The following is a 21,937-nucleotide window of genomic DNA, read 5'->3' as shown; positions in this document are numbered from 1 at the left end:
GAGAGCAGAGGACGACAACGAAATCGAATCCTATTGCCGGTCGGCCGTCGCCATGTTCATCGCCGCGCACGGTGGCAACGACCACCCGGGCGGATAGCCTAGGAGTACTTGCATGATATTTGGGATGCTCGCATTGACATCAACGCGACTATTATCGTTGGGCAGCGGGCTGACCGGCGGAGTAACCGCTACCACCCCATTCGAGGCCTTAGTGCCGGCTTAGCAGACCGTCAGCTTTCGGGAAGCTGCAATGGTGGTCTGAACGGCAAAAATGCGGCGCAAAGCAGCCATTCAGGATTTGCCGGACCTTGTTGCGGAGCCGCCATGGTGCAGATCGCGGAACTCTAACCCTAGCGGAACCAACCGCCACGCAGCCGATTAACCGGCATGGAGCTCCAAACCACCCAAGGGCCACCCCATGAGCATTCTGCAAACCACGAAGAAGGCCGTCGAGCAGGTCACCGGCATCGCCAGGCCAGACAGGCGAGAGGTCGCCGACCTCCTGAGGCCGCGCAAAGCGAATGCATTTCGGTTCAGGGATGACGGGCTGGTGCCCAACCATCCGTTCTGGCCGCTGGTCGTCTATCGCGGCGCCGTGACGCTGCCCGAAGACTTCGATCCGGCGGCTGTCATGGAGGCGCTTTTTGAAGCCAATGGCTGGGGCGATAGCTGGCGCAACGGCATCTACAACTACGTTCACTACCATTCGCGCATACATGAGGTGCTGGGCGTCGCGCGCGGCACGGCCAAGGTTCGCTTTGGCGGCAAGATGGGACGAACGCTGTCGCTGAAGGCCGGCGACGTCGCGGTGCTTCCGGCCGGCACCGGGCACCAGCGTCTTTCCGCATCCGACGATTTTCTAGTCGTCGGCGCCTATCCTCAATCCGGCACCTATGACCTGTGCACGACTGCCGCCTACCATGCCAAGGCGGTCGTAACGATCCCCAAGGTTGGCCGGCCGCGCAAGGACCCTGTCTATGGAAGCAAAGGCCCGTTGCTCGCAGCCTGGGAAAGCGACTGAAGTCGTTCCTTTCGAAGGGGCTTGCGGGTTCGCTTCGGGGCTCAAACCGAACCTTTGACCAACACCTCCGGCGCCACCGACGAAGAAGGCCGCCTTGTAGATGGCGAAGCGGATCGTGCCGCTGTCGGCGTGCGGCAGCGCCGGCAATCAGGCTTGGTACTATATTATTGCAATGACCCTGCCCGACCCATCGAGGCGACAACTGACTTGCGCCTGTCGGACTTCGATGCCACCCTTTCTTGCGTAGTCTATTCGCACCTCGATCGGCGCCGTGAGTGCACCCCGAAGTTGACGCAAGGCGCCTGCGCTTACCGCGTGGACACGGACGGCGCCAAGCGGCGTCGCAGCGGCCATGATCGCCGCGCGGCAGGCTCGCACCACCGCAACCGGCGTACCGGGTTTCGCTGTCAGTGGTCCCAGAGATCCAAAGGGATACCCCTTGGTGGAGTCACCCCCACCGGCTTTGGAAGGCCTGAGGACGGGTGGCAGGACGATGGATTGCCTGGCGGTCTTGGCAGAGGAAGGGGCTGTCACTGCAGTCGAACTGTCGGGTGCGGTAGCCGCTTCATTTTCGGCGGACGGATCGTCGCCCACACTGGCACTTGTGCTTGTGTCACCAATGTTGCCGCTGGCACTAACGCCTGCGTCGACTGATCCGTCATCTGCACCGACCGAAGCTCCAACATTTGCTCCGCCTACGCCGTCGACGCTCGTGCTCGCCCCCACAGATACGCCTTGCGAACCGGCGCTCACTCCAGCACTGACCCCGACACCGCCGGCCCTACCGCCCACACCTGCTTCAAGAGCCGAGGCAGGCCCAATTGTGATCCCGATCGTCAACGCGGCTGCGACATACTTGTTCATTGTCATCTCCCCTGCGGCTTTCGCTCCCTAGTCTTCACTGGCGCGGCTCGCCGCTTTTGGATGGCCGTGTTGGAAGCAATGCGGCGGGAAGAGGTATGGTTGCCAGCAGAGCAGTTTGTGGCGACTTTTGGACCTTCACTTTCTGTTTTTTCGGCAAGCCCGGTTTACGGGCTGGTTGGGCGCCCGAATGCGATAACCTGCTTGCAAGTGCACTCGCGGGGGTACGTGCTTTCGGCGCGCGCTCCACAGCCGCAGTGCGACGCTTACCCTTGACAATATCAATTGCCTCACGCGCGGCACTGAGGCTGCGGGCTAGACCGATAGCCCTTTCACGCTCTTGGTCCAGCGCGGCACTCAAATCTACCGAGCTCTGCTTTAAAGCATCGCGTTCCTGGCGAACAATATCGAGGTCACGTACAGCTGAATCTGCTCGTTCGTGTCCCCGTTCGAGTGTTTCTCGAGCCTGCTTTAGAGCGGCCTCGGCCACCTGTCGGTCCCTTATGGCGTTGGCCTGCTCGACGGCTGCAAGATTTGCGCCTTTCTTAAGAGCATCGATAGTTTGGCGAGCCGTGGTAAGTTCTTGTTCCAAGAGCTCAACCTTGTGCCGCTCGTCATCAAGCGTTCGCTTCGCAGCAAGCTGGGATGCGTCCATAGAGGGGTGCGCTCCAAGCGCGGCAGCCTTCTCGCTATTCCAGAGACTGGCTTCGGCCCTGTAGCTTTCGATAACGCGCTGCGCCGCCTCCAGATCGAGCGCGAGCGCTTCGTCTGTTCGCTGCTGCTCATTTAGGGCTTGTGCTTGCTGAGCCACCGTGTCTGCCAGTACGTGTGCCTGGGCGCTTAGCTCACGTGCGCCGCGCTGCATAGCGTCCAGCTCCGCTCGTGCTGCGGCCAATTCGCGGCGTAAAGCCTCCTCATGCTCGCCGAGCGGCGTTTGCGCGCCCTCCTTGAGTGCCCGTGTTTTGAGTGCCTGCGCTTCGCTGAGCACCAGCTCTCTAGATATACGGGATCCCAGCGCGCTCGGTTGTGGCTTGCCCGGTTCTTTGCCGACCTTGGTGTGTTCGGAAACCACGACCGACGAGCTGTCGTTAGCTGTGGCAACCGCTGACGCTTCGGGCGCCAACTGACCATTTGCCGGAGATCCCAACAGCAGAACGAGGCATAACGGAATGAGGGATGGTATGGCGTTGCACCCCCTGCCGCGTATCTCGTGAAGTAAAATCAAGGGCCGTCGTTTAATAAAGGTGAAGTCACAGCGGAGACATTTTGACCTGGTACTCTGCGCATGATTCATCACTGAACCTCACCGATCGCGGCCCTCACCGCTATTGTATTCTCGGAATTGCGCGCAAAGGCTGTTTCCTATTTCCTTAGTTGTCATCATTCGAACAAACGGGACTTTCGGCTTTCGGGATGACCATCTTCCCTACCCAACGGCTGTGATGCGGCGCAAAGCAGCCATTCAGGTGCGAAGGTCGACTTCGGGTCAGCACCAGACTAAAAAGGTTGAAGTCGTTCCTTTAGAAGGGGCTTGCGGTCCGCTTCGGCCTAAACCAGACCATTGACCGACACCCCCCGCCGCTCACGCCGCCAGCACCGCCGCATCCAGCCCGCGGATGATCTTGGCCAGTTCGACGCATTCGTCGTGGCGGACCTTGTTGCGCCGCCAGGCGAGGCAGATCGTGCGTTGCGGCATTGGGTCCTGGAACGGCACGATCTTCAGATCGGGGATAGTGCTGGCCGGCCCTGCCGCCATTTCCGGGATAAGCGTGACGCCGAGCCCGTGCGCCACCATCTGCAGCAGCGTCGTCAGGCTGGTCGCGCCATAGCTTGCCATCGCCACCGGCCGCACGCTGCCGCAGACGGCGAGCGCCTGTTCGCGCAGGCAGTGGCCTTCCTCCAGCAGCATCAGCCGTTCCAGCGCCGGGCTTTCCGGCGCCACCGGCGGTGAGGCGAAGGCGGGGTCGCCGGCCGGCACGGCCAGGAAGAACCGGTCGGAGAACAGCGCCTCGGTGACCAGGCCTGGGTAATCGAGAGGCAACGCCGCGACGAAGGCGTCGAGCTTTCCCGAAGCCGTGTCCTCGACCAGAGAGGCGGTCACCGCCTCGCGCAATTCGAGCTGCAAGGCCGGAAAATGCCGTTTCAGTTCCGGCAGCACATGCGGCAAGAGATAGGGCGCCACCGTCGGGATGATGCCGAGCCGAAAGCGGCCCTCCAGCGCCGGGCGGCCGCGCCGGGCCGTCGCCTCGACGTCGCGGACGTCGGCAAGAATGCGCTCGATGCGCGGCAGCAGGGCCTGCGCCTCGTCGGTCATCCGCACCGATTTGCCGCCGCGCTCGAACAACCGGCAATTGAGCCGCAGCTCCATCTCGGCGATCTGCGAAGAAAGCGCCGGCTGGCTGACGCCGGCGAGTTTGGCGGCGCGGCCGAAATGCAGCGTTTGCGCCAGCGCTTCGAAATAATGCATCTGCCGGACGGTCAAGCCAATCATAAGGAAAACCTATCAGAATAAACAGCAAAGGCAATTTGTCTTTATCGGCTGGGCAGGCTAATCTGGAACCATTCCAGAATGGCGTGGCCGCTGGCCCTGCCCGGAAAATCAACAAAATCCCGGAAAATCAACAAAATCGGAGGCAAAGATGGACGCGAAAACCGACGACAACAGCGCCGGCAAATGCCCGGTCCCACATGGGTCGGCCAGGAGGAGCAATCGTGACTGGTGGCCGAACCAGCTTGACCTTGCCGTCCTCCACCAGCAGTCCAGCCTCTCGGACCCGATGGACGAGGACTTCGACTACGCCACGGAATTCAAGAGCCTCGATCTCGATGCAGTGATCAGGGATCTGCATCAGGTGATGATCGATTCGCAGGATTGGTGGCCGGCCGATTTCGGCCATTACGGCCCGCTCTTCATCCGCATGGCCTGGCACAGCGCCGGCACCTATCGCATCGGCGACGGACGTGGCGGCGCCGGCGCCGGCCAGCAGCGTTTCGCGCCGCTCAACAGTTGGCCGGACAACGCCAATCTCGACAAGGCGCGCCGGCTGCTGTGGCCGATAAAGCAGAAATACGGCAGGAAGATCTCCTGGGCCGACCTGTTGATCCTCACCGGCAACGTCGCGCTGGAATCGATGGGCTTCAAGACCTTCGGCTTTGCCGGCGGGCGCGCCGATGTCTGGGAGCCCGAGCAGGACGTGGACTGGGGGTCGGAAACCAAGTGGCTCGACGACGAGCGCTATTCCGGCGACCGCGAACTTCACGGCCATCTCGGCGCCGTGCAGATGGGCCTGATCTACGTCAACCCGGAAGGGCCGAACGGCACGCCCGATCCATTGGCCTCGGCACGCGACATCCGCGAAACCTTCGCCCGCATGGCCATGAACGATGAGGAAACCGTGGCGCTCATCGCCGGCGGTCACACCTTCGGCAAGACCCACGGCGCCGGCGATGCGTCGCTGGTCGGGGCGGAGCCGGAAGGCGCAGGCATCGAAGCGCAGGGCCTCGGGTGGTCGAGCAAGCATGCCACCGGCATTGCCGGCGATGCCATCACCTCGGGCCTCGAGGTGACGTGGACCACGACGCCGACCAAATGGAGCAACAACTTCTTCGACAATCTGTTCAACTACGAATGGGAACTGACCAAGAGCCCGGCCGGCGCCCATCAGTGGACACCGAAGGGCGGCGCCGGTGCAGGCACCGTGCCGGATGCGCACGATGCCTCGAAGCGCCGCGCCCCGGCGATGCTGACCACCGACCTCGCGCTACGCGTCGACCCGGCCTACGAGAAGATCTCGCGGCGGTTCCACCAGAATCCGGATCAGTTCGCCGATGCCTTCGCGCGCGCCTGGTTCAAGCTGACCCATCGCGACATGGGTCCCGTCGTCCGCTATCTCGGCCCGCTCGTGCCGAAGGAAGAGCTGATCTGGCAGGATCCGATACCGGCAGTCGACCACGAACTGGTCGGCGAACAGGATATCGCCTCGCTGAAGGCGAAGATCCTGGCCTCCGGCCTGTCCGTGTCCGAGTTGGTCTCGACCGCCTGGGCCTCGGCCTCGACTTTCCGCGGCTCCGACAAGCGCGGAGGCGCCAACGGCGCCCGCATCCGCCTGGCGCCGCAGAAGGACTGGGAGGTCAACCAGCCGGCGCAGCTGGCCAACGTGCTCGAAAAGCTCGAAGGCATCCAGAGCGAGTTTAACGCCGGGCAGTCCGGCGACAAGAAAGTCTCGCTTGCCGACCTCATCGTTCTCGGCGGCGTCGCCGCGGTCGAGAAGGCGGCCAAGGACGGCGGCCATGACGTCAAGGTGCCGTTCACGCCAGGCCGCATGGACGCCTCGCAGGAACAGACCGACGTCCAGTCCTTCGCCGCGCTCGAGCCGAAAGTCGATGGCTTCCGCAACTACGTCAGGGGCAAGCCGCCGATGTCGGTCGAAGCGATGCTGGTCGACCGGGCGCAGCTGCTGACCTTGACGGCGCCGGAGATGACTGTGCTCGTCGGCGGCTTGCGGGTGCTCGGCGCCAACACCAGCCAGTCGAAGCACGGGGTGTTCACCGACAGGCCGGGCACGTTGACCAACGATTTCTTCGTCAACCTGCTCAGCATGAATACGGTCTGGGATCCGGCCGCCGGCTCCGTTGAAGTCTACCAAGCGCGCGACCGCAAGACCAAGGCGGTCAAGTGGACCGGCACCCGCGCCGACCTGATCTTCGGCTCGCACGCGCAGTTGCGTGCACTTGCCGAGGTTTACGGCTCGGCCGACGCCGGGCAGAAGTTCGTCAGGGATTTCGCCGCGGCCTGGACCAAGGTGATGAACGCCGACCGTTTTGACCTCGCGGCCTGATCCAGCACACGAAGTTCTCGACGCAACAAAAAAGGCGCGGGCCTCGACCCGCGCCTTTTCGTTGGGCCTCCGAAAAGTCAGTCCTTCTCGAAAATGCCGGCCTTGGCAACCACGCCGGCAATGGCGCCGCCGATCAGCGGCGCGACGATGAACAGCCACAGCTGGCCGATCGCCGCAGTTCCCGAAAACAGCGCCGGTCCGATCGAACGGGCCGGGTTGAGCGATGTGCCGGTCACCGGGATGATGGCGAAATGCAGGCCGGCCAGCGTCAGGCCGATTACGAGGCCGGCGAAGGCCGTGGTGTGCTTGGCGTTGGTGACGCCGAGGATCACCGTGACGAAGGTGAAGGTTCCGATCAGCTCCCACAGGAAGGCCGAGCTGACGCCCCATTTCGTCACGTCCCAGCCATTGGCGCCGAAGCCGCCGGTGTGGCCGCCGACCTGTCCGGAGACGATGATCCACAGTGCCAGCGATGCGATGATGGCGCCGATGACCTGCGCGATCCAGTAGGGAATGACGTCCCTGGCCGGCATCCGCCCGGCGAGGAACACACCGAGCGTCACCGCCGGATTGAGGTGCGCGCCGGAAATCGGGCCGATCGCATAGGCCGCCGCAATCAGGCCGATGCCGAATGCCAGACCGATACCTTCCTGGCCAAGCGGCAGCGCGCCGCCGAAGCCGCCCGTCACCACCGAAGCCGTGCCGATGAACACCAATAGAAACGTGCCTAGAACTTCCGCCAGATAAGTTTTCATTGCCCTCTCCTCGTATCGACCCGCGGCTCCGCCTTTTTCTGCGACGCGAATCACCGCGCAAAGAGTATTCGCAACCGCAAAAGTTGCAAAGCAGAGCAGTTGCACCAGCCGGCGTGCTTGCGCCCGCCAGACAAGAACATTAGAAGCTTGTAATATATTGATCGAATTATTTGGTTCCGCATGCCGACGCCCGCTTGGTGGCGGCGGCTCGCGATGCACGAACCCACATTCGTCACCCGCCTTGCATGGATTGTCTCGCCGTCGGGGAAACAGAACTGTTTCAATCAGGACACGAAAAGCTCTAAGAGCAGGGCCGGATTTTATTTTGCTGAGTAATGGAAGACGACAATGAGACTGGGCGGGCGGCTGGCGGCAGCCATCGAAGTGCTTGACGACATTGGCCGGCGCCACCGGCCGGTGGCCGATGCGCTGAAGGACTGGGGCCTGTCGCACCGCTTCGCCGGTGGCGGCGACCGCGCCGCGATCGGCAACATCGTCTATGACGCGCTGCGCCGCAAGCGCTCGGCCGGCTGGCTGTTGGGCGAAGACACGCCGCGCGCCATCGGCTTCGGCGCGCTGCTGCTCGAGTGGGGCCAGACGGCGCAGTCGCTGAACGAGGCGCTCGAGGGCGACAAGTTCGCGCCGCCGCTGCTGAACGCCGACGAATTGAAAACCCTCGCCGCTCGCCGGCTCACCGACGCGCCGCCGGCTGTCAGGGCAGACATCCCTGACTGGTGCATGCCGCTGTTCGAGCGGGCGTTCGGCACGGCCTGGGTGGAAGAGGGTGCCGCGCTTGGCACTCGCCCGCCGCTCGACCTCAGGGTCAACACGCTCAAGGCCGATCGTGGCAAGGTGCTGGCGGAATTGGCGGAGACCGGCGCCAAGCCTGCGCGGATCGCGCCGCACGGCATCCGCATCCCGCCGATCGACGGCGACGGCAGGCACCCGAACGTGCAGGCCGAACCGGCCTTCCAGAAAGGCTGGTTCGAGGTTCAGGACGAAGGTTCGCAGATTGCAGCCGAACTGGCCGGCGCCGAGCCTGGCATGCAGGTGCTCGACTTTTGTGCCGGCGCCGGCGGCAAGACGCTGGCGCTGTCCGCGGCGATGGACAATCGCGGCCAGATCTTCGCCCACGATGCCGAGAAGGCAAGGCTGGCGCCGATATTCGACCGCATCCGCCGCTCGGAAAACCGCAATGTGCAGATCGTCACCAAGCCGGCCGAGCTTGCGCCGCTCGGCAAGCACATGGATATCGTCCTGATCGATGCGCCCTGTACCGGCAGCGGCACGTGGCGGCGCCGGCCGGATGCCAAATGGCGGCTGACGCAAAGGCAGCTCGACGCCCGCAAGGGCGAGCAGGAGACGATACTCGATGCCGCCAAGGACTTCGTCAAACCCGGCGGCCTGCTGGTCTACATCACCTGTTCGGTGTTCGACGAGGAGAATGGCGACCAGGTTTCGGCCTTCCGGGACCGCCATCCCGGCTTTGTCCCGGTCGATCACCGCCAGCTTTGGGACAGCCGTTTTGCGGGCCACGAAGCGGCAGTGCGTATTGGCGCCGCGGGCGGCATTTCGCTGTCGCCGTTGCTGAGCGGCACCGACGGCTTTTATTTCTGCGCGCTGCGGCGGGCTGGCTGAACGGTTGCCGGATGTCGCCGATCTCGCTTCTTATCAGCAGGTTTAGCCAATTGCTGCAGTGCAGCATTTGCGATTGCCTGCCGCCCACCCCTCTGCGATAAATGCCTCTGCAATAAGATTTGTCGAGAAACGAAGGGCGACGGCCATGGCAGCAAAGATCGTTCCTGCTCCCGATTATGAGGACCGCGTCAGGACGTCCTTCGCGCGCCAGAACGCGATGATGACGATTGGCGCCGAGCTGACGCTGGTGACGCCCGGTATCATCGAGATCGAAATGCCCTATTCGTCGGCACTGACCCAGCAGCACGGCTTTCTTCATGCCGGCGTCATTTCGACGGCTCTCGATTCGGCCTGTGGCTATGCGGCATTCTCGCTGATGCCGGAAAATTCCGGCGTGCTGACCATCGAGTTCAAGGTCAATCTGCTGGCGCCCGGCCGGGGCGAGCGCTTCCTGTTCCGCGGCTCGGTGACCAAGCCCGGTCGCACCATTATCGTCGCCGATGGCCAGGCCTATGCGTTCGCCACCGACGGCGAGGCCAAGTTGATCGCCACGATGACCGGAACGATGATGACGGTGCTCGGCCGCGACGATATCGAGGGCTGAGGAACGGGCAGGGGAGGACAGACGATCATGGCCGGCAAGACACCTGGTGAGCTCACCCTGATTTCCGGCAAGTCCGTTCTCTTCGTCATGGCGGCCGAAGCCGAATACGGCCCACACTTGCAGCGGCTGTTCACGCCGCTGATGACCGGCGTCGGGCCGGTCGAGGCCGGCGTCGGGCTCAGCGCCGAACTGTCCCGGCTGCACGCCGGGAAGGCGCTGCCGGATCTGGTCGTGTCGCTCGGTTCGGCGGGCAGCCGGATGCTGGAGCAGACGGAAATCTACCAGGCCGTTTCGGTCGCCTACCGCGACATGGACGCTTCGCCCTTGGGTTTCGAGAAGGGCGCCACGCCGTTTCTCGACCTGCCTGTCGGTGTGCCGCTACCGTTCAGGATACCGGGCATCAGGCCGGCGACGCTGTCCACCGGCGCGGCAATCGTCTTCGGCGCCGCCTACGACGCGGTCGCCGCTGATATGGTCGACATGGAGACCTTCGCCTGCCTGCGCGCCTGTCAGCTGTTCGACGTGCCGCTTATCGGCCTGCGCGGCATTTCCGACGGGGCGGCCGATCTGAGACACGTCGGCGACTGGACGGAATACCTGCATGTCATCGACGAGAAGCTGGCCGGGGCGGTGCAACTGCTGGAACAGGCGATCGCGTCTGACACGCTGCAGTTTTGACCTGTCCCATTAAGATGCGGATTCGGAGTGAGAGAGACGCCCCGCAACCCATTGCGCCGACTCGTTTCTTTCTTTAAACGCTCGCCATGAAAACAGCCAATCATCCCGACACCGTCCTGATTGTCGATTTCGGCAGCCAGTTCACTCAGTTGATTGCCCGCCGCATTCGCGAGGCCGGCGTCTTTTCCGAGATCGTGCCCTTCCAGTCGGCTGAGGCGGCGTTCAAGCGCATCAATCCAAAGGCGGTGATCCTGTCCGGCGGTCCGGCCTCGACCAGCGACATCGGCAGTCCGCGCGCGCCACAGATCGTCTTCGACGCCGGCGTGCCGGTGCTCGGCATCTGCTATGGCCAGATGGCGATGTGCGTGCAGATGGGCGGCGTCGCCGAAAGCTCCGACCATCGCGAGTTCGGCCGCGCCTTCGTCGAGATCGCCAAGGACAGCCCGTTGTTCGAGGGCCTGTGGGCGCCCGGCCAGCGCCACCAGGTGTGGATGAGCCATGGCGACCGTGTCATCTCCCTGCCGAAGGGATTCGAGGTGCTCGGAAAATCGGAGGGCTCGCCCTTCGCCATCTTCGGCAATGTCGAGCGCAAGATGTACGGCCTCATGTTCCACCCCGAAGTGGTGCACACGCCGGACGGCGCCAGGCTGCTCCAAAACTTCGTCCACAACATCGCCGGCATCGAAGGCGACTGGACGATGCGGGCCTACCGTGAGCACGCGGTCGAGACGATCCGCAAGCAGGTTGGCAAGGGCAAGGTGATCTGCGCGCTTTCGGGCGGCGTCGATTCCTCGGTCGCGGCCCTGCTGATCCACGAGGCGGTCGGCGATCAGCTGACCTGCATCCTCGTCGACCACGGGCTGATGCGCAAGGACGAGGCGGCCGGCGTGGTGGAGATGTTTCGCCAGCACTACAATCTGCCGCTGATCCTGGTCGATGCTTCGGACCGTTTTATCGGCGCGCTCGAGGGCGAGTCGGATCCGGAGAAGAAGCGCAAGACCATCGGCCGGCTGTTCATTGAAGTGTTCGAGGAGGAGGCCGAGAAGCTCGGCGGCGCCGATTTCCTGGCGCAAGGCACGCTCTATCCCGACGTCATCGAAAGCGTCTCTTTCACCGGCGGACCGTCGGTGACGATCAAGTCGCACCACAATGTCGGAGGCCTACCCGCGCGCATGAACATGCAGCTGGTCGAGCCGCTGCGCGAATTGTTCAAGGACGAGGTGAGGGCGCTCGGCAAGGAGCTCGGCCTGCCCGACAGCTTCATCGGCCGGCATCCGTTCCCCGGCCCCGGTCTCGCCATCCGCTGCCCGGGCGGCATCACCCGCGAAAAGCTGGAGATCCTGCGTGAGGCCGATGCCATCTATCTGGATGAGATCCGCAAGGCCGGCCTCTACGACGCCATCTGGCAGGCCTTCGCCGTGCTGCTGCCGGTGCAGACCGTCGGCGTGATGGGTGACGGCCGCACCTACGAATTCGTCTGCGCGCTGCGCGCCGTCACCTCGGTAGATGGCATGACTGCGGATTTCTACCACTACGACATGGCATTCCTGGGCGCCGCCGCCACCCGCATCATCAACGAGGTGCGCGGCATTAACCGCGTCGTCTACGACGTGACGAGCAAACCGCCAGGCACGATCGAGTGGGAGTGAGGAGGGAGTGCGGTGGAGTAGTATCGGATAGCAGAGGACACTCGAGCGAATCCTAGGCCATCGATAGCAGCCGATAGGTTCTAGGCGACCGGCAGATCTGCCGCTGTGTCGGGCGTCTCCCCGCTCTTCGAACGGCGCCCATACCCCGTCGGGCCCACCCCAACCTTCGCGACTTTGTGGCCTTCAAATATTCGGTCGCGCGCTGCTCGAAGAAGTTAGCGCGCGACCAGTTCTCGGCGTCGACCACACGGTCGTAGATCGATTACTGCTCCTTCTTGAACAGGTCCTGGAAGATGAGCTGGCCCCACGTGCGGCCGCGTGCGTGAACCAGCGCGCCACCCTCGTTGAGCTTTCCCAGCTTGACGGGTGCGAACCCGAGTTGTTTGGCCAAGGCCGCCACCGGAGCGGTCGCGTCCTCGTCGTCGCTCGACAGAAAGACGACCCGGTGCACGCCCTCGACGATCGGATCGGCAGCCAGGGTGGCCGCAATCAGGTGATTGAACCCTTTCACGAATTTGGCGCCGGTGAACGCCTTCGCGACGAAGGCGGAGGACGGGAGACCGTCCAGCTCTTCAGGGACTGGAAACGCGTTCATCGCGTCGATGACCGTCTTGCCTTTCCAACTCGGCAGGACCTTCGCAACCTCGCGATGCTCCCCGAACGGGACCGCCAAGATGATTGTGTCGGCCTCGAGTGCATCCCGCAGCGACTTGGCGACGACCGTGGGTCCAATCGCCCGAGCCTGCGGCGCCAGCGCCTCGAGCGGCCGGCGGCTCGCGACGGTCACGTCGATGTTTTTACGGGCGAAGGCGTGGGCGAGGGCCTGGCCTACCGCACCGAATCCTACAATCGCATAGCTCATAATACTTCTCCGATCCGTGTTGGTCTTGATTCCCCGGCCCTCAACGGCGCTGGGTTATCCGTTTCGCTGCATGGCGACCTTCGCGAGATCTTCGGACTGCCACCCCAAGCGATGCGCGTCATCGGTTCGAATTCCTGAATTGACGCGTAGACGTCCTGCCGTGAACGACTTCCGCGCGGCCGGACGGTCAGCCGCGCGGCAGGCAAGCCCGGATACTCGAACGTGTGCGTCCAATCCTCCTCACTCGTTCATGTCGACATGGCTTGCGATCTCCGACTCAGGCGGAACCTATGACTCACAACCGACCCCAAGGAACACTGTTGCCGCCCATCTAGCCGTCTTATCGGTATCGGCGAAGCCGCTGATCTGTGCTAAGCCGCCGCCCGAATAGCCAAAGGAGTACACCCGTGAGCGAGCCGACCGTGGCCGAGACGACCGACAGCATCTATGCATCGCTCCGGGCGAACAATGCCGACATCGACGCACATATCGCGGCGCTCAAAGCAGCGCTGACGCGAGAGGGGATAGAACAGGCGGTGTTCGATCCGGCAAGGCTGGCACAGAACAACCGTTCGGGCCGCAAGCTGATGCAGGCTTATTTTCGGCAGCGCGGCGTGAGCGTGAGGTTTTCGGCCTCGTAGGGGCGCACACTGAGGCGCCACAGCCCGCCGGCAATCATTGTGGTCCAGGACCCCTCGGGGAGTTCAGGCAAGTCCGCTTTTGGCTTCTGTGGCCGACATGCGTCTTCTGGCCCCGCCGACGTCAAAGTACCTAGGAAATCGGCCGACAAATGGTCAATTCAATCACCTGCGCTGGCTGCCGAGTACATCAGCGACCGATTCGCCGCTTCTGGCCTTCGGATTTGACCGGCCCAATTGCATGTATCTGCCGCCTCGAGCGCTTCGGCGCGGTCAGATTTGTCTAACGCTCCTATCCGTCGAACCGACGCGAAGAACCGTGGATAGTCGCCCGAACACAAATCGAATAAGCGGAGAAACGCAGTCACCCGATCGCTGTAGACGGAAGTCGCGGCGAGCTTTGCGTTGTTGATCGGAGCATCGAACCAGGCGTCATATCCACGGTATCCACCCCAGCGCCTGTCGCGCATCTGTCGGTATCGCGTCCTCAGCCGTTCGATCGCGGCCTTCTTCGCGGCCCACTTCTGCTCAGAAGTAACATCGTCGTCATAGACATGCCTTAGCTCGTCCCGGGTCTGCGACACCAGCACAAGAAATTCAGCTCTGCGCCTCCGGTCGGCTTCGTAACGGCGCAATCCGGCAGTATCGCCGGTCGCGCGCAGCCATTTTCTCACACCCGTTGTTTCGACAGCGACAGCGAACGCTTCGTTGAACGAGGAATCGTCATGCACGTAGACGCGCTGGTGAGCGAGTTCGTGGAATACCAGCCCTGCAAGATACGTTTCATCTTGGCTGAGCATGGTGCTTAGCAGCGGGTCACTTGACCAGCCGAGCGTGGAATATGCAGTGATGCCCGTCACATAGATGTCCAGGCCCTGTCTCTGAAGTTCGACAGCGGTTTCAATCGCAGACCTTTTGGAGAAGTACCCTCGGTACGGTACGCATCCGAACACCGGAAAGCACCATGTTCGTGGCGTCAGCGAGAATTCCGGCGCTGCAAAGATGGCCCATGTCACCGCGTCTCGACCAACGTCAACATAGCTGCGGTAGCTGTTGTTGTCCGGCAGCGCTAGTTCATCTATCGCAAACTGTCGGATGGCGCTCGCCGATGCCATTCGAGCGCGCAATGTCCCAGGGGTCGAAGGATTGTCGATCAGCTCTCCGACATCCTGGCGCGCCGCCATGATCTCCACGTGACCCTTCAAGGATTGTGCGTAGTAGGAAATGCTGGTGCAACCTGCCACGCCGGACATCACGATCATCGCAGCAACCGAACGAAAAGCATGCATCATGCCCACGGCATCGCTCACACTTCCGGATAGGGCAAATGTCGCAACTACGCCCGGTCCCAAACAGTCGCGCCAATTTGGTAAGGTCCTGGAGGGGGTTTAGGTTAGACGTTCGTCCTCGGCAAGATAGTCACAATTCGGTCACTCGCCGCCAAATTGCCGAATGTCCGGACACGGCCGACTTAAGCAACGCAGCATTTTCCACTTTGAGGCGAAATAATTCTCAACTATGGTCCGCCAGGCTTTAGGCATGGGGGAATATTGCCGATGGTTTTATCACGCAGGGGTGTCGTGCTCGGTGGCCTGGCGCTGGTCGCGGTGGGTGCAACCAGCAATATTGCTCAAGCCGCGGCAAAATCCTTTTTCGCCGGTACCGCCAGCGACAACAATTTTGTCTATCGCAAGACCAACTTCGCCAAGATCGACAAGAGATGGCATCGCCAGATCGTCAAGTATTTCAGCAGCGAGCCGGTCGGCACCGTCGTGGTCGATACCCGCCACCACTTCCTCTACGTCATCATGGAAAACAAGACCGCCATCCGCTACGGCGTCGGCGTCGGCAAGGACGGCTTCAAATGGTACGGCCGCGCGACGATCCACCGCCGCGCGCTGTGGCCGCAATGGGTCCCGCCCCCCGAAATGCGTAAGCGCAAGCCGGACCTACCACCCATGGTCGCAGGCGGCGCGTCCAACAATCCGCTCGGGCCGCGCGCGCTCTATTTGCACCGCGACGGCGCCGACACCGGCTACCGCCTGCATGGCACGCTGGAGCCATGGAGCATCGGCACCGACGCTTCCAGCGGCTGCATCCGTATGTTCCCGGAAGACATCATCGACCTCTACCAGCGCTGCCCGATCGGCACCGCGGTGCAGGTCCTGCCGCACATCGCCGACCAGGCGCCCGCTTCCACCACTGTCGAATGATTGGCGCCTCATGAACCGCACGATTGAAAACACGCGCCGGCTGCTCGCCGCCGGCCTGCTGGTGCTGGTCGCATCCTGCTCGACCAGCAACACGCTGGCCCCTTCCACGCCCGACGTCACCAACACCGAGGTTGCCGGCTTCCAGAACGTGCAGCCGGGCAGCGAGGAGGATTTTATCCTCAATGTCGGCCGCCGCACCTATTTCACGCAAGGTTCGGCCGCGCTCGATTCTGTCGCCAAGGCCACCCTCGACACCCAGATCGCCTGGTTAGCAAAGCATCCGCGCTGGCTGCTCAAGCTGCAGGGTTTCGCCGACGATCCCGGCGCAAGTGAAACGGCGCTGTCGCAGCAGCGCGCCGATGCGGTGATGGACTACCTCGCCGCCGGCGGCATAGACCGCAACCGCATGTGGGCCAAGGGCTACGGCAAGGACAGGCTCGTCCGCGAGTGCCCCGACAACGCCTGCAGGTCGCAGAACCGCCGGGTTGTGTCTAATTTGCGCGATGTGAGGGACGAGCCATAGGGCTGCTGTTTTGCTTGTGACCCGAAGCAGAGTCTCACACGCGACGGCGGCATGGCTGCTTTGCGCCTCATCTCAGTCGTTAACCCAAACTCTGCCTCGACTTGAAAGCGGTTGTTCCCACAACTGCAACAGCGGCAGCCAAGCGTCCTTTCTTTTGTGATGATCCCAAGAGCCATTGCTCTGCCACACTACGGCCTTTGGGTTACAGACAGGCGAGTGTGACGCCTGTTGCTTCGGCGTTTCCTGCGGGCTTGCGAACCGCAATATCGGAAGCCGATCGCTCGGTGACCTCCGTCGCCGATTTGGATCAATCAGCGGTTCACAATTTGTTTCGCGTAGGATAATGCCCGATCGTGGGAAATTTTGCGATCGTCACTGAATGAACAACCTTGACCTTTCCGCCACGACTTCGTTCTGAGCGTCAAGCCAGAGTACGCTACCAAGATTGTAAGCGGTCAGAAGAAAGTCGAACTGAGGCGTCGATTTCCGTACCTTTACACGCGCGGCAGCGTCGACTTCTTCCGCACATATCCCGGAATGTATGTGCCGCGGCCGCTGATGCTGCGATGTCAGGTCCTCGGTCAACCACTGCAGCATATCGCGTACGAGACCCTGGCTTTGACCAAGATGAATTGGAACAACACTCAGTTCGACAACGGAATGCCGATTACTATTGCGACGGCAAGACAGGTGCGGCAGGTGCTGAAGTACCTCGGAGACGGGCAGGAGATCGCTCCAAGGTACAGCTTTTACATGTAGAGAATCGGCTCTGACGCTGCGGAAGCGGGCAGCTCTATGTCGGCGAACGAAAGCGATGGAGTGAACACAAACGCCCACTCTGGCTGCGCGAACGGAGGGGAGTGCTGTGGAGTAATATCGGATAGCAGAGGACACTCGAGCGAACCCTAGGCCATCGATAGCAGTCGATAGATTCTAGGCGACCGACAGATCTGCCGCTCTGTCGGGCGTCTCCCCGCTCTTCGAACGGCGCCCATACCCCGTCGGGCCTACCCCAACCTTCGCGACTTTGTGGCCTTCAAATCTTCGGTCGCGCGCTGCTCGAAGAAGTTAGCGCGCGATCAGTTCGTGGAGATGTTTCGCCAGCACTATAATCTGCCGCTGATCCTGGTCGATGCTTCGGACCCGGTGCTTTCCAACCATGCGGTCGAGCGGCACAATATCACGGCGGTCTGGCCGGAAAGCCGGCGCGCCAATCCCGCTGTGCGCGCCTTCCTCGACCTGTTGCAGGGTGTGTCGAGAAACAGGTGAAGGTCACGGCCAGCATTTGGCCTGAAGACACCGGGCAGGGGAAACTCAGCCGCAGGTGTCGACCGTCCGCTGGTCGGCGCCATTAGCGCCATAACCGTCTCGGCAGCTACGCGACGAAGCGGACCACGCCGCCATCCACCCGCAAAGCCGCGCCGGTTGTCGCCGAAGCCTGCTCCGAGCATGCGTAGATGATCATGTTGGCCACCTCATCGGTGGTCGCGAAGCGTTGGATGAGGGTGGTCGGACGCATCGCCTTCAAGAAGCCCTGTTCGGCCTCCTGCTGCGTGATTCCGTTTGCGTCAGCCTGCTTCGCCATGAAGTCGCCCAGGATCTCAGAGCGGGTAGGTCCCGGCAGGACGGCGTTGATTGTGACACCCGTGCCCGCGACCGCCTCGGCGAGCCCGCGCGACACCGCGAGTTGAGCGGTCTTGGTCATGCCGTAGTCGAGCATTTCCTTAGGGATGTTGACTGCGGACTCGCTACTTACAAACACGACGCGGCCCCAGCCTTTCGCCACCATCCGCGGCAGATAATGACGGGTCACGCGCACGCCACTCATTACGTTCAACTGGAAGAGGCCAAGCCAGTCCTCGTCGGGGATCTTCGCGATGTCCTCGACGCCACTGTAGCTCCGGATGTGAGCCGTACCAACATTGTTCACAAGGATATCGGCGTCCGGCGCCTGCGCGATCAAGGCCTGGGCACCCTCCGCTGTCGCAAGATCGGCGGCGATGCCCGAGATGTCGCTTCCGGGAAAGGCCTGCCGCATCTGCCTCACCGCCTCGTCGACCCGGGTATTCCCACGGCCGTTGACGACGACCGATGCACCGGCACGGGCAAACCCCTCCGCCGTCGCGCGGCCGATTCCGGCGGTGGATCCGGTGACAATCGCCTTGCGGCCCCTGAGTTCAATATTCATGTCATTTATCTCCAATGGTAGGTGGGTGATCATCCGCCGATCCAGGCTGGAAGCGCCCGTCGTCTGTTGAGTACCGACAATATTCGGGACGAAGGCAGGCCCAGTACTGTTCGGTCGAAAGCGTTGCGGCCCAAGCAACCGGCCAGGCCTTAAGACAAGCCCATTCAACTTGCCCTGCTTGCCACTTCCGCCTCCGCAGCGCGGGCGAGGCTTTCGACCCATTCCTGGTGATAGCGGTAGAGTGCACCGGGATGCTTGCGCCCGAGTTCCTCAAGGAACCAAGGGCCCTGCTGCGTTTCTTCGGTCAGCACATGGCAGCCATCGACCGTAGGAGTGATGACCCAGCCGTGGTACGCGCTCGAGCCGGTCTCGTCGCCATCGACCGTCGTCGCCCACGCGAGCCTGCGGAAGGGTTCACACTCCGTCACGACCAGACTCATCGGAAAGCCAACCGTCACCCGGCTGTATCTGGTTTGAAGCGCCAGTTCCGGCTTGCCGGTCAAGATCTTGACCTGATCTTCGGCGGGAAAGTAGCTCGACCAATTCTCGGCATCGACGAGCAGCTTCCAGACCACTTCAGCCGGCGCCTTCACGTCAATGTCGTTGAGTGCGTAGATGGCCGACGTTTTCGGATCATATCGCTCGGGCCAAATCACATGATCATACATCGATTACTGCTCCTTCTTGAACAAATCCTGGAAGATGAGCTGGCCCCAAGTGCGGCCGCGTGCGTGCACCAGCGCGCCACCCTCGTTGAGCTTTCCCAGCTTGACGGGTGCGAACCCGAGTTGTTTGGCCAAGGCCGCCACCGGAGCGGTCGCGTCCTCGTCGTCGCTCGACAGAAAGACGACCCGGTGCACGCCCTCGACGATCGGATCGGCAGCCAGGGTGGCCGCAATCAGGTGATTGAACCCTTTCACGAATTTGGCGCCGGTGAACGCCTTCGCGACGAAGGCGGAGGACGGGAGACCGTCCAGCTCTTCAGGGACTGGAAACGCGTTCATCGCGTCGATGACCGTCTTGCCTTTCCAGCTCGGCAGGGCCTTCGCAACCTCGCGATGCTCCCCGAACGGGACCGCCAAGATGATTGTGTCGGCCTCGAGTGCATCCCGCAGCGACTTGGCGACGACCGTGGGTCCAATCGCCCGAGCCTGCGGCGCCAGCGCCTCGGGCGGCCGGCGGCTCGCGACGGTCACGTCGATGTTTTTACGGGCGAAGGCGTGGGCGAGGGCCTGGCCTATCTTACCGAATCCTACAATAGCGTAGCTCATAGTGCTTCTCCGATCCGTATTGGTCTTGATTCCCCGGCCCTCAACGGCGCTGGGTTATCCGTTCTACTGTGTGGCGTCCTTTGCGTAGACGTCCCGGCGTTCCATCATGGACACGCTAGTTCCCGCCGGTCAGCCGCTTCCCGCGATCCGCCGCGATTTCAGATGGCCGAGAAGCCTCCGTCGACAGACAACTCCAGCCCATTCACGAAGCTCGAATCGTCTGAAGCAAGAAACAGCGCGGCCGTCGCAATTTCCTCAGGACGCCCCATCTTTCCCCGCGGGATCAGGGATTCGAACATCCGCTTCCCCTCCTCGTCGAGAACTTGGTCCTGCATCGGTGTGGCGATCGGCCCCGGGTGCAGCACGTTCACCCGGATATTCCTTCCCTTCAGCTCGTTGAGCCACCCGCGTGCGAATGCGTGCAACGCCGCCTTGCTCGCCGCATACACGCTGTAACCAGGAAAACCTTTCACCGAAGCAACTGATCCGGTCATGAAGATCGATCCGCCATCGTTGAACAGCGGCAACGCCTTTTGCACCGTGAACAGCGTGCCGCGCGTATTCAGGCCGAAGGTCGCATCGAAATGCTGCTCGGTAATCTCGCCCAGTGGGACGGCTTCGCCCGTGCCGGCGCTCGCATACAGGACGTCGATCTTGCCCTTTTCCCGCTTGACTGTATCGAACAGGCGGTCGAGGTCATCGAGATTGGCCGCATCGCCGCGCACGCCGGTCACGTTCCGGCCGATCAGCTTGACGGCCTCGTCCAGCGCCTCCTGTCTCCGGCCCGTGATGAAAACATAGGCGCCTTCTTCAACGAACCGCTTGGCGCTCGCCAGCGCCATGCCGCTCGATCCACCCGTGATGACTGCAACCTTACCCTCAAGCTTTCCCATGACTTCTCCTTTCGTGGTGTCGGGACAGCATCTGCCTCCGAGAACCTCGAAATGGGTCCGCCGGCGTCAGGTGTTGAGTGCGGAAGCGCGCACATCGGTGGTGCGAAATCGATCCGGCTGGACGACTGAGGCCAGCCGCGACGATCGGCGTCCGCCGTTCGAAATTGGGCCGCGCTCGTCGACATAGGCTATGATGACCGCCCGTACTGCTGTTCGATGTGTTAAATACGGGCTTTGGAAGGCGCACCGCGCGGTGCCGGATTGCACCATGATCGACTGGGATGACGTTCGCTACTTTCTTGCCGTCTCGCGCGGAGGCTCCGTGCGGGCTGCCGCCGAGCGCCTCGGTGTGAACCACTCGACCGTGCTGCGACGCGTCGCCCAGCTCGAGGAACGCCTCGGGGTGCACATGTTCGAAAAGCTGCCTTCGGGCTACCGCCTGACGGCTGCGGGCGAGGAGGTCCTCGAGTTCGCGGACCAGATGGAAGTGTCGTCGCACCTGCTGGAGACGCGCGTCTTCGGGCGCGACCAGAGCGTGCGCGGGCTTCTGCGGGTGACGCTGGCACCGCCCCTCGCGACTCACCTGCTCATGCCGGATTTCGCCGATTTCGCGCGTCTGCATCCGGACATCGAGATGGAAATCTTGTCGTCCGGCGAGCTGGCAAATCTGACCAACCGGGAGGCCGACGTCGCGATCCGCGTCGTCTACGACCGCAAAACCCTGCCGCTCAATCTTCACGGCCTGAAGGGACCGGAGCTGTTCGGCGGCGTCTACATGTCTCGCGATCGACTAGCCGCGTGGCGTGCGGGCGCGCCTGATCCCATCCGGTGGATCGTCATAAGCATTCATGGCATCCCGGATTGGGCCAGCGAGGGTGAGGTTCGTACCACGGGGGTTCCGTTCAGGACCACGGACGGCGAGGCGCAGATCGTTGCAGTACGGCAAGGGCTCGGGATGACGACACTGCCGTGCTTCGTCGGAGATGCCGACCCCCTACTGGTGAGGGTGCCGGGCACCGACCTGCACATGTACGGAACGCTCTGGCTTCTCACACAGGGGGAGACACGCAAGACGAAGCGCGTGCGGCTCTTCACCGAGTTCGTATCCCGCAGGCTCGCCGCGTACGCGCCGCTTCTCGCGGGACGGTCCTTATCGCGTGACTGACGCGCGGCAGGTAGCCGATGGCGCTGTCTCGAACGTACCGCTGTATCAACTTACGCAGCCCGATGTAAATCTCGGGACGGACTCTGGTTGTAGACTGCCTCGTGACCGTCTTTTTCGTCTTAACGGTTGAAGATAGAAGA

The 21,937-nt window shown here is 62.5% G+C and carries 20 protein-coding genes and 2 pseudogenes; 12 read left to right on the top strand and 10 right to left on the bottom strand.

All coding sequences use genetic code 11. The features are described 5' to 3' along the window. Positions 1-97 (top strand): annotated as a pseudogene (locus NKI01_RS22690) (TetR/AcrR family transcriptional regulator); the annotation flags it as partial. A 321-nt stretch (positions 98-418) separates the two neighbouring features. Further along, positions 419-1,021, top strand: a complete 603-nt coding sequence (locus NKI01_RS22685) for a cupin domain-containing protein (RefSeq protein ID WP_352482348.1) — start codon at positions 419-421, stop codon at positions 1,019-1,021. Positions 1,022-1,180: 159 nt separating this feature from the next. On the opposite strand, the gene NKI01_RS22680 is transcribed toward NKI01_RS22685, so the two are convergent. The 3 genes from NKI01_RS22680 to NKI01_RS22670 form a co-directional block, all read right to left on the bottom strand. Then, positions 1,181-1,885 (bottom strand): hypothetical protein, encoded by a 705-nt coding sequence (locus NKI01_RS22680; protein ID WP_352493856.1) that lies wholly within the window; start codon positions 1,883-1,885, stop codon positions 1,181-1,183. Between the two features lie 34 nt (positions 1,886-1,919). Continuing rightward, complete coding sequence (locus NKI01_RS22675) at positions 1,920-3,176, bottom strand: coiled-coil domain-containing protein (RefSeq protein WP_352964652.1); 1,257 nt, start codon at positions 3,174-3,176, stop codon at positions 1,920-1,922. 288 nt (positions 3,177-3,464) lie between these two features. Beyond that, complete coding sequence (locus NKI01_RS22670; RefSeq protein WP_352964649.1) at positions 3,465-4,373, bottom strand: hydrogen peroxide-inducible genes activator; 909 nt, start codon at positions 4,371-4,373, stop codon at positions 3,465-3,467. 148 nt (positions 4,374-4,521) lie between these two features. Here NKI01_RS22670 and katG point away from each other — a divergent pair, with 148 nt between their 5' ends. Next, a complete protein-coding gene (katG, locus tag NKI01_RS22665) occupies positions 4,522-6,720 on the top strand; it encodes a catalase/peroxidase HPI (RefSeq protein ID WP_352964646.1) in 2,199 nt (732 codons plus the stop codon). Positions 6,721-6,797: 77 nt separating this feature from the next. Here the strand turns inward: katG and NKI01_RS22660 are convergent, their stop codons facing one another. Next, a complete protein-coding gene (locus NKI01_RS22660) occupies positions 6,798-7,475 on the bottom strand; it encodes an MIP/aquaporin family protein (protein WP_023677138.1) in 678 nt (225 codons plus the stop codon). Between the two features lie 348 nt (positions 7,476-7,823). Between NKI01_RS22660 and NKI01_RS22655 the strand changes: the two genes are divergently transcribed. From NKI01_RS22655 to guaA, 4 genes are all read left to right on the top strand, one after another. Beyond that, entirely contained in the window at positions 7,824-9,113 is a 1,290-nt protein-coding gene (locus tag NKI01_RS22655) for an RsmB/NOP family class I SAM-dependent RNA methyltransferase (RefSeq protein WP_352493859.1), read from the top strand. A 145-nt stretch (positions 9,114-9,258) separates the two neighbouring features. Further along, entirely contained in the window at positions 9,259-9,717 is a 459-nt protein-coding gene (locus tag NKI01_RS22650) for a PaaI family thioesterase (protein ID WP_023716493.1), read from the top strand. Between the two features lie 27 nt (positions 9,718-9,744). Then, on the top strand, positions 9,745-10,395 hold the full coding sequence (locus tag NKI01_RS22645; protein WP_352895493.1) for a 5'-methylthioadenosine/S-adenosylhomocysteine nucleosidase: 651 nt from the start codon (positions 9,745-9,747) through the stop codon (positions 10,393-10,395). An 86-nt stretch (positions 10,396-10,481) separates the two neighbouring features. Continuing rightward, entirely contained in the window at positions 10,482-12,044 is a 1,563-nt protein-coding gene (gene guaA / locus NKI01_RS22640) for a glutamine-hydrolyzing GMP synthase (RefSeq protein ID WP_352482341.1), read from the top strand. A gap of 262 nt (positions 12,045-12,306) precedes the next feature. Here the strand turns inward: guaA and NKI01_RS22635 are convergent, their stop codons facing one another. Continuing rightward, positions 12,307-12,906 (bottom strand): NADPH-dependent F420 reductase, encoded by a 600-nt coding sequence (locus NKI01_RS22635; protein WP_352964643.1) that lies wholly within the window; start codon positions 12,904-12,906, stop codon positions 12,307-12,309. A gap of 407 nt (positions 12,907-13,313) precedes the next feature. On the opposite strand from NKI01_RS22635, the gene NKI01_RS22630 reads away from it, so the two are divergent. Then, positions 13,314-13,547, top strand: coding sequence for a hypothetical protein (locus tag NKI01_RS22630; RefSeq protein ID WP_352964641.1), 234 nt, complete (start codon positions 13,314-13,316; stop codon positions 13,545-13,547). 158 nt (positions 13,548-13,705) lie between these two features. Here NKI01_RS22630 and NKI01_RS22625 read toward each other — a convergent pair whose 3' ends face one another. After that, on the bottom strand, positions 13,706-14,836 hold the full coding sequence (locus tag NKI01_RS22625; RefSeq protein WP_352855335.1) for an aminopeptidase: 1,131 nt from the start codon (positions 14,834-14,836) through the stop codon (positions 13,706-13,708). A gap of 264 nt (positions 14,837-15,100) precedes the next feature. Here NKI01_RS22625 and NKI01_RS22620 point away from each other — a divergent pair, with 264 nt between their 5' ends. The 3 genes and pseudogenes from NKI01_RS22620 to NKI01_RS22610 all read left to right on the top strand — a co-directional run. Beyond that, the gene (locus NKI01_RS22620) at positions 15,101-15,757 is read left to right on the top strand and encodes a L,D-transpeptidase (protein WP_352964639.1); all 657 of its coding nucleotides are present in this window, start codon (positions 15,101-15,103) and stop codon (positions 15,755-15,757) included. A gap of 10 nt (positions 15,758-15,767) precedes the next feature. Continuing rightward, on the top strand, positions 15,768-16,280 hold the full coding sequence (locus NKI01_RS22615) for an OmpA family protein (RefSeq protein WP_352482338.1): 513 nt from the start codon (positions 15,768-15,770) through the stop codon (positions 16,278-16,280). Positions 16,281-17,423: 1,143 nt separating this feature from the next. Then, positions 17,424-17,549, top strand: a pseudogene (locus tag NKI01_RS22610) (LysR family transcriptional regulator); the annotation flags it as partial. A 106-nt stretch (positions 17,550-17,655) separates the two neighbouring features. On the opposite strand, the gene NKI01_RS22605 reads toward NKI01_RS22610, so the two are convergent. The 4 genes from NKI01_RS22605 to NKI01_RS22590 all read right to left on the bottom strand — a co-directional run bounded on the left by NKI01_RS22605 (position 17,656) and on the right by NKI01_RS22590 (position 20,632). Beyond that, on the bottom strand, positions 17,656-18,468 hold the full coding sequence (locus NKI01_RS22605; RefSeq protein WP_023716502.1) for an SDR family NAD(P)-dependent oxidoreductase: 813 nt from the start codon (positions 18,466-18,468) through the stop codon (positions 17,656-17,658). A gap of 164 nt (positions 18,469-18,632) precedes the next feature. Further along, positions 18,633-19,136, bottom strand: a complete 504-nt coding sequence (locus tag NKI01_RS22600; RefSeq protein ID WP_352547369.1) for an SRPBCC domain-containing protein — start codon at positions 19,134-19,136, stop codon at positions 18,633-18,635. Positions 19,137-19,139: 3 nt separating this feature from the next. Continuing rightward, a complete protein-coding gene (locus NKI01_RS22595; RefSeq protein WP_502895877.1) occupies positions 19,140-19,739 on the bottom strand; it encodes an NADPH-dependent F420 reductase in 600 nt (199 codons plus the stop codon). A gap of 158 nt (positions 19,740-19,897) precedes the next feature. After that, positions 19,898-20,632: an SDR family NAD(P)-dependent oxidoreductase gene (locus tag NKI01_RS22590; RefSeq protein WP_292208972.1), complete on the bottom strand. Its 735-nt coding sequence runs from the start codon at positions 20,630-20,632 to the stop codon at positions 19,898-19,900. 268 nt (positions 20,633-20,900) lie between these two features. Between NKI01_RS22590 and NKI01_RS22585 the strand changes: the two genes are divergently transcribed. Next, positions 20,901-21,797 carry a LysR family transcriptional regulator gene (locus NKI01_RS22585; protein WP_023716506.1) on the top strand — a complete coding sequence of 299 codons (897 nt, stop codon included), beginning with the start codon at positions 20,901-20,903 and terminating at the stop codon, positions 21,795-21,797. Positions 21,798-21,937: the final 140 nt, after the last annotated feature.

It is taken from the genome of Mesorhizobium sp. M0815 (genome assembly GCF_040319995.1).
Classification (GTDB): Bacteria; Pseudomonadota; Alphaproteobacteria; order Rhizobiales; family Rhizobiaceae; genus Mesorhizobium.
The sequence above is the reverse complement of the archived record's forward strand: the minus strand, read 5'-3'. Positions and strand labels throughout refer to the sequence as shown.

What these genes read in the sequence shown, in the direction of transcription:
- NKI01_RS22685 (WP_352482348.1), top strand. Translation starts at nt 419, where the DNA reads ATGAGCATTCTGCAAACCACGAAGAAGGCCGTCGAGCAGGTCACCGGC.
- NKI01_RS22680 (WP_352493856.1), bottom strand. Translation starts at nt 1,885, where the DNA reads ATGAACAAGTATGTCGCAGCCGCGTTGACGATCGGGATCACAATTGGG.
- NKI01_RS22675 (WP_352964652.1), bottom strand. Translation starts at nt 3,176, where the DNA reads ATGAATCATGCGCAGAGTACCAGGTCAAAATGTCTCCGCTGTGACTTC.
- NKI01_RS22670 (WP_352964649.1), bottom strand. Translation starts at nt 4,373, where the DNA reads ATGATTGGCTTGACCGTCCGGCAGATGCATTATTTCGAAGCGCTGGCG.
- katG (WP_352964646.1), top strand. Translation starts at nt 4,522, where the DNA reads ATGGACGCGAAAACCGACGACAACAGCGCCGGCAAATGCCCGGTCCCA.
- NKI01_RS22660 (WP_023677138.1), bottom strand. Translation starts at nt 7,475, where the DNA reads ATGAAAACTTATCTGGCGGAAGTTCTAGGCACGTTTCTATTGGTGTTC.
- NKI01_RS22655 (WP_352493859.1), top strand. Translation starts at nt 7,824, where the DNA reads ATGAGACTGGGCGGGCGGCTGGCGGCAGCCATCGAAGTGCTTGACGAC.
- NKI01_RS22650 (WP_023716493.1), top strand. Translation starts at nt 9,259, where the DNA reads ATGGCAGCAAAGATCGTTCCTGCTCCCGATTATGAGGACCGCGTCAGG.
- NKI01_RS22645 (WP_352895493.1), top strand. Translation starts at nt 9,745, where the DNA reads ATGGCCGGCAAGACACCTGGTGAGCTCACCCTGATTTCCGGCAAGTCC.
- guaA (WP_352482341.1), top strand. Translation starts at nt 10,482, where the DNA reads ATGAAAACAGCCAATCATCCCGACACCGTCCTGATTGTCGATTTCGGC.
- NKI01_RS22635 (WP_352964643.1), bottom strand. Translation starts at nt 12,906, where the DNA reads ATGAGCTATGCGATTGTAGGATTCGGTGCGGTAGGCCAGGCCCTCGCC.
- NKI01_RS22625 (WP_352855335.1), bottom strand. Translation starts at nt 14,836, where the DNA reads ATGATGCATGCTTTTCGTTCGGTTGCTGCGATGATCGTGATGTCCGGC.
- NKI01_RS22620 (WP_352964639.1), top strand. Translation starts at nt 15,101, where the DNA reads ATGGTTTTATCACGCAGGGGTGTCGTGCTCGGTGGCCTGGCGCTGGTC.
- NKI01_RS22615 (WP_352482338.1), top strand. Translation starts at nt 15,768, where the DNA reads ATGAACCGCACGATTGAAAACACGCGCCGGCTGCTCGCCGCCGGCCTG.
- NKI01_RS22605 (WP_023716502.1), bottom strand. Translation starts at nt 18,468, where the DNA reads ATGAATATTGAACTCAGGGGCCGCAAGGCGATTGTCACCGGATCCACC.
- NKI01_RS22600 (WP_352547369.1), bottom strand. Translation starts at nt 19,136, where the DNA reads ATGTATGATCATGTGATTTGGCCCGAGCGATATGATCCGAAAACGTCG.
- NKI01_RS22595 (WP_502895877.1), bottom strand. Translation starts at nt 19,739, where the DNA reads ATGAGCTACGCTATTGTAGGATTCGGTAAGATAGGCCAGGCCCTCGCC.
- NKI01_RS22590 (WP_292208972.1), bottom strand. Translation starts at nt 20,632, where the DNA reads ATGGGAAAGCTTGAGGGTAAGGTTGCAGTCATCACGGGTGGATCGAGC.
- NKI01_RS22585 (WP_023716506.1), top strand. Translation starts at nt 20,901, where the DNA reads ATGATCGACTGGGATGACGTTCGCTACTTTCTTGCCGTCTCGCGCGGA.